At 35.3% G+C, this 5,559-nt stretch carries 7 protein-coding genes and 3 pseudogenes; all 10 read left to right on the forward strand.

All coding sequences use genetic code 11. The annotated features are described in order from the left end of the window. Positions 1–132: 132 nt before the first annotated feature. A pseudogene (locus tag JR312_RS05745) lies at positions 133–288 on the forward strand (phage tail protein); the annotation flags it as partial. Further along, entirely contained in the window at positions 285–761 is a 477-nt protein-coding gene (locus JR312_RS05750) for a hypothetical protein (RefSeq protein ID WP_010962732.1), read from the forward strand. The pseudogene JR312_RS05745 and the gene JR312_RS05750, both read left to right, overlap by 4 nt. Beyond that, the gene (locus JR312_RS05755; protein ID WP_012673195.1) at positions 748–1,212 is read left to right on the forward strand and encodes a phage baseplate assembly protein V; all 465 of its coding nucleotides are present in this window, start codon (positions 748–750) and stop codon (positions 1,210–1,212) included. Before JR312_RS05750 ends, JR312_RS05755 begins: the two co-directional genes overlap by 14 nt. Positions 1,213–1,219: 7 nt before the next feature. Beyond that, complete coding sequence (locus JR312_RS05760) at positions 1,220–1,474, forward strand: PAAR domain-containing protein (RefSeq protein ID WP_010082105.1); 255 nt, start codon at positions 1,220–1,222, stop codon at positions 1,472–1,474. Between the two features lie 2 nt (positions 1,475–1,476). Continuing rightward, the gene (locus JR312_RS05765) at positions 1,477–1,812 is read left to right on the forward strand and encodes a GPW/gp25 family protein (protein ID WP_007552425.1); all 336 of its coding nucleotides are present in this window, start codon (positions 1,477–1,479) and stop codon (positions 1,810–1,812) included. A gap of 2 nt (positions 1,813–1,814) precedes the next feature. Continuing rightward, positions 1,815–2,607, forward strand: a pseudogene (locus JR312_RS05770) (baseplate assembly protein). Next, on the forward strand, positions 2,607–3,758 hold the full coding sequence (locus tag JR312_RS05775; RefSeq protein ID WP_416647935.1) for a phage tail protein: 1,152 nt from the start codon (positions 2,607–2,609) through the stop codon (positions 3,756–3,758). The pseudogene JR312_RS05770 and the gene JR312_RS05775 overlap by 1 nt, the downstream one beginning before the upstream one ends. A gap of 167 nt (positions 3,759–3,925) precedes the next feature. Continuing rightward, positions 3,926–4,660, forward strand: a complete 735-nt coding sequence (locus JR312_RS05780; protein ID WP_006280237.1) for an ankyrin repeat domain-containing protein — start codon at positions 3,926–3,928, stop codon at positions 4,658–4,660. A 25-nt stretch (positions 4,661–4,685) separates the two neighbouring features. Next, positions 4,686–5,144 carry an ankyrin repeat domain-containing protein gene (locus JR312_RS05785; protein ID WP_007549613.1) on the forward strand — a complete coding sequence of 153 codons (459 nt, stop codon included), beginning with the start codon at positions 4,686–4,688 and terminating at the stop codon, positions 5,142–5,144. 12 nt (positions 5,145–5,156) lie between these two features. After that, positions 5,157–5,423: pseudogene (locus tag JR312_RS05790) on the forward strand (DUF2924 domain-containing protein); the annotation flags it as partial. Positions 5,424–5,559: the final 136 nt, after the last annotated feature.

Here is a 5,559-nt window from a genome sequence, read left to right on the forward strand (position 1 = left end):
ATTAAAAAATTCTTTGAGCTTTTTTGATAAGCAAGTTATTTTATTCATTGGTTCTCTCACTAAAAGTATATCTGGGAGAACTTATACCTTATTATTCTATCTCTTTCATACCTTTATTTCCTTAACTTGACGCGTATGGAAGGAAGAACAGCTTTGCCAATACAAGAGGTAAAATTAGGACTGGAACCAGAAGCATCAAAAATAATAAAGGAGCTAGTTAATTATGAAACAGAAGGGATATTTGAGAAATATTTTGAGCGTGAATTAAACTATATTGTAAAAGTATGATTTTAATTGAGTTGCACAAAGCAATTTGCAGAATGTTGAAGAAAGAAATACCAGCGATACAGACATGTGAAATATATCCAATGATAAGAAGGGAAATAGTAGCACCAGCGGTATTTGTGGAATTGTCAAGTTTAGAGCAAGGAAAAGATTCAGGAACAGAAGAATTAGCCCTGAAAGCAAGATTTGAGGCACGAATTGTGATTGATAGCACAATAGAGAATGCAGCTATTATTGTCAGAGAATTAGCTGCTGAGGTTGCGAGAGTAGTAAATAAAAATACTTGGAACGTAAAAAATGTTTCGCCAGGTGAATTTATATCAGCAGAAATTGACGGATTTAGGCCAGAATTAGACGCGTATTTAGTGTGGATGGTAGACTGGGTGCATGAAGTACACTTGGGTCGATCTATTTGGGAAGAGGGAAAATTTATGCCACACAAAATAGAAATCGGTGAAATAAATGTTGGAAAGTAATTTTGCTATTTCAGAGTTGCAAAGAAAGTTAGCTAACATTGTACGTATTGGGCTTGTGAAAGAAGTAGATTATGAAAAAGCGAGAGTAAAAGTGCAAATAGGGGAATTTTTAACAGATTGGTTGCCATGGATAACAAGTAAAGCAGGAAAAGATAGAAATTGGTCTCCTCCAGATATCGATGAACAGGTTATTATACTTTCTGCGCTAGGAGAACTATCATTAGGGGTGGTATTAGCAGGAATATATCAGGAAAAATACCCTGCACCAGAGAATAAAAAAGAAATAAATAGTGTAAAAATTCAAGATGGGACAAGATTGTTATATGATAAAGAGAAGCATCATTTAGAGATTGAAGTAGTGGACAAAATAACATTGAAAGCTGGGGAATCAAGTATAGAGATGACAAGGAGCGAAATAAAACTGAAAGCAGATAGAATAGAACTTAATTAATTGGAAAATGAATAAATCAGTTGTGCGAGTAGGAGATTATTGTGGAGAAGCAACACCACATTTTTGCATTAGCGGCAGTAATAATGTTTTTGTAAATGATTTCCCAGTCTGTAGGAAAGGAGACAATTTTAACGAAGGAAAAGTAATGATTCAAGGATCAAAAACAGTGTTTGCAAATGGTCATGGTGTAGGAAGAGTAGGGGATTCAGTATCTTGTGGGTTAAAAGTAATAAAAGGCAGTAAAAGCGTCTTTGCAAAATAGAAATGAAGGGTATGGATGGTAAAACAGGAAAAGCGTTAGAAGGAATAGAGCACTTAAAGCAATCAATAATTGATATACTTACGACTCCAATAGGATCACGAATTATGATGAGGAATTACGGGTCTAGGCTATTTGAATTATTGGATAAGCCAGTTAATCGTGATTTAACACTAGAAATTTACGCAGCAACTGCAGAAGCTTTGGAAAAATGGGAAAAAAGGTTTAAATTAGAAAAAGTAAAAATGACAGAAGTAAAAGAGGGAAAAGTAACGCTTGACCTGGAAGGGTTGTACGTACCAATGGGGAAAAAGATTCGCTTCGATGAGGTTGTAGTATAAAGATGCAGCAGACTAACATTATTGAGCCACTGAACTTCGAAGAAATCTTTTCACGTATGAAAGAAGAATTAATAAGTCGAGATGAAAGTTTTACGGCATTAGTAGAAAGTGACTCAGCGATGAAGGTATTAGAAGTAGCAGCCTGGAGAGAGCTTTTGCTGAGACAAAGGATAAACGAAGCAGTAAAGAGTAATTTACTTAAGTTTGCGACAGGAGAAGATCTTGATAATTTAGCTGAATTTTATGGAGTGGAGAGGCAGAAAGAAGAAGATGACGAACGTTTTAGAAAAAATAATTAAAGCAAAGATAATAGGCTGGAGCACGGGAGGAAGTAAAGAACACTATCGATATCATGCACTGTCAGCAGATAGTAGAGTAAAGGATGCATTAGTAGAATCACCTATACCAGGGAAAGTACAAGTTTCAATCTTATCCACAGAATTATCCACACTGCAAGAAGAATTACTAGAAATTGTCAAAAATCAGCTAAACAGGGAGGATGTGAGGATTTTAACAGATACAGTTGAAGTGGTAAGTTGCAATATGATAGAAATAGATATCCACAGTAAAATTAGCATTAAAAGACCAGATATTATTGAAACGGTGAAGAAGAAATTTATCGAAAAATTTGGAACAACGAAAAGATTAGGATGGAAGGTAACAAGATCATGGATAATAGCCAATTTGTTTATGGAAGGAGTAGAAAACGTGGAATTAATAGAGCCAAGAGAAGACATAGTTGTGAAAGGAAATGAGTGCGCTTTCTTAAAAAGTTTAAATGTTGAGTTAAATTAATGCTATTACCGCCAAACGCAACAAAAAAGGAAAAAGCGCTGGTTGATGCAATAGATTACAAAGTAGATCCTGGTTGTATCAGAGGGTTTAAATTTAGCCAAGGGGAAAAAGTGTTGCCATGGATAATAGAGGAATATGGGCTAGGAGAAATCCTACATTGGGTAAAAGACAAAAGAAAGGCGATAAAAAAAGGGATAAAATTTCAGCGTTTAAGAGGAACACCTGCTTCACTGAAAATAGCACTAAAATGGGCAAATATAGAAGATATTACAATTATCGAAGAACCATCTGGCAAGCACTTCTTTGAACTGCAGATAGGGATAAAAGATGTTCCGAATGACTTCTTCGTTGATGCAGTAGTAGAACTAGCAAAACTATCATTGCCTGCAAGATCGAGGCTAATGAGGATTTTTAACGATTATTACAACATTAGCAGGTTCATATTGGATGAGAGTTTTTTCGGAAGTTTATTATCGGATTATTCCGGGGTAAAAATAGAAAAAGATGGGCCAGTTTTATCATTTGGAAGAGTAAATTTTTTCAGGTCTCATGGTCCGGTTATTAGGATTGTAGAAAACTATCTACGCGATCATTATGAACGAGCTTTAAGCAATGACATATATCGCTTGGATGTAGCAATACTTGGAGAAACCGAGCCTCATACTAAGAACTACAACGGTATTTATGAACGAAATCATGTGTGGTATAACTTCAAAGCGCTATATCCGCTACCACAGAGCTTATTACCTAAGATTAAGTTTGCTAAAGCGCAGATAGTATTATCAGATAGCTGGAACTTAAACGCGTGTTTTCCGGTTACGAGTGGAGAAGAGAAAGGAAGTAAATTTTTACTAGGAAGTGATAAACTATCTGAACAACTGTGGAATTTAAAACACAAGCCAATTTTAGAAAGGTTTAGCGTTACTCACCACTACAAAGTAGAAGATTTTACCAACCAAAAAGTTATAATATTTGGTGTGGCAGAGCACAATATTCATTTTGAAAGGGATTTAAATTCAGAGCAAAAGGATTCAATACATGAACCGGAAAATTACGTTTTAGTGTTTTACCCAGGCGTACTAACGTGGCACGAACATCGTCATTTGAACAGAGGTTGGGAAGAGAAACAAGTAATATGTTTAATGCATTAAGCATATATATTTATATCTTCATATACTATATTAGTATTTAGTTAAAAAGGTGTACTACGCGAAAAAAGACTTGCCTTTTTATGCCAAAACGCACATAACTTGAATAGCAGCAGGTAAATATAAGAAATTTGTCTGGCGCTAGAAAAGATAATTTTGTGAGGTATGAAATGGGGTTCAGCGAAGAAAAGAAAGAATCTTTTAACAAGTTTTTTAAAGAAGTATCAAGGAATGGATTTAAAAATATTAATAAAAGGGATGAAAAAGGAGAAACAGTATTGCACCATGCAGTAGAAAATTCCGATCACAAAACAGTGAGGTTATTAATAGAAAAAGGAGCGGAGATCAATGCAAGAGATAAAAATGGTTATACGCCACTGCACTGTGCAGTATTCGCAAAAAGTTTAGAAAATGTAAAAGTACTGCTAAGGTCAGGAGCGGAAATAAATGCCACTCAATATGTCAGTGGATGTACGCCACTGCACTCTGCATGTAAAATAGGAGGAGCAGGAGTTGAAATAATAAAAGAGCTAGTAAAAGCAGGATCTGAAGTTAATCAACTGAATAAGTATGGTTCAACACCAATGTATTACATATGGGAAAGTGAAAAGTATTGTCTATGTGATAGGGAAGAGAGTGAAAAGGCAAGTAAATTTTTGAGAGCAAAAGGTGGAGTAACAAAAAGTAGAAAACTGACGTGCTATGGAATAGAGGGGCTAGTGGGAGAAATAGCAGACAAGTTGGATAGGAGCTATATGCCAGAGCTAAAAATAATGGAGATCGAAGAAATAAGGAAGAGAGACAAATCATTAATAAAGAAAGAATGTCAAAATTTAGCAACCAAGATAATGTGCCAAGTAAACGAAATGATAGATGAGGTGGTGAGAATTAAAAAAGGGACTTAAATTTAAAGAAAAGGTGAGGTAGGTTATGAGTAAAAAAGAAAAAGAGGATGCACTAAAAGAATTATTAGAGAACTCAGGTAAAAATATTAAGGGGACAAAAAAGGAACTGCATTATGCAGTAGACGGAAAAACAGTGAGCTTATTAGTTGAAAAAGGAGCGAATGTGAATGCAGCGGATGTAGAAGGATATACAGCACTGCACCTAGCGATAACGGAGAAACGTCTAGAAACAGTTAGAGAATTGATAAAATCAGGAGGGAATGTAAATGCTGAAGAGTATGGCAGTAAATGCACACCGCTGCACCTTGCATGTATGGTGGGGAAAGTGGAAATAGTGGAGGAGCTAGTAAAAGCAGGGGCTGAAATAGAACAAGCAGATAAATTTGGGATGACAGCGATGGATTATGCGAAAAATAGTAAAGAGGTAACTGAAGTATTGAAGAAAGAAACAGACAGAATAGAAAAGTTATTTGAGAAATTATGAGAGGCTGAAAATATGGAAAGAAAGGAAGAAATAGAAAAGAAAGTAATGAATTTAGAGAAAAAAGCGTTGGAAGAGGTGAGGAAAATATGGAAAAAGGTATATGGAGAAGGAGCGCCTAGATACTAAAAGAAATACCTGATACCAAGATTAGCTTATAGAATGCAGGAAAAAGCGTACGGAGAAATATCAAGAAAAGTGGCAAAAAGACTAGAATACCTGGCAGATCGACTAGAGAAGGGAAAAAGGATAAGTAGCGATAAACTGCCAGTAGAGGGAACCATACGCGTCAAGTTAAGGAAATAAAGGTATGAAAGAGATAGAATAATAAGGTATAAGTTCTCCCAGATATACTTTTAGTGAGAGAACCAATGAATAAAATAACTTGCTTATCAAAAAAGCTCAAAGAATTTTTTAA

Source organism: Wolbachia endosymbiont of Nasonia giraulti (assembly GCF_048054155.1).
In the GTDB taxonomy this organism is placed as follows: domain Bacteria; phylum Pseudomonadota; class Alphaproteobacteria; order Rickettsiales; family Anaplasmataceae; genus Wolbachia; species Wolbachia pipientis_C.

What these genes read in the sequence shown, in the direction of transcription:
- JR312_RS05750 (WP_010962732.1), top strand. Translation starts at nt 285, where the DNA reads ATGATTTTAATTGAGTTGCACAAAGCAATTTGCAGAATGTTGAAGAAA.
- JR312_RS05755 (WP_012673195.1), top strand. Translation starts at nt 748, where the DNA reads ATGTTGGAAAGTAATTTTGCTATTTCAGAGTTGCAAAGAAAGTTAGCT.
- JR312_RS05760 (WP_010082105.1), top strand. Translation starts at nt 1,220, where the DNA reads ATGAATAAATCAGTTGTGCGAGTAGGAGATTATTGTGGAGAAGCAACA.
- JR312_RS05765 (WP_007552425.1), top strand. Translation starts at nt 1,477, where the DNA reads ATGAAGGGTATGGATGGTAAAACAGGAAAAGCGTTAGAAGGAATAGAG.
- JR312_RS05775 (WP_416647935.1), top strand. Translation starts at nt 2,607, where the DNA reads ATGCTATTACCGCCAAACGCAACAAAAAAGGAAAAAGCGCTGGTTGAT.
- JR312_RS05780 (WP_006280237.1), top strand. Translation starts at nt 3,926, where the DNA reads ATGGGGTTCAGCGAAGAAAAGAAAGAATCTTTTAACAAGTTTTTTAAA.
- JR312_RS05785 (WP_007549613.1), top strand. Translation starts at nt 4,686, where the DNA reads ATGAGTAAAAAAGAAAAAGAGGATGCACTAAAAGAATTATTAGAGAAC.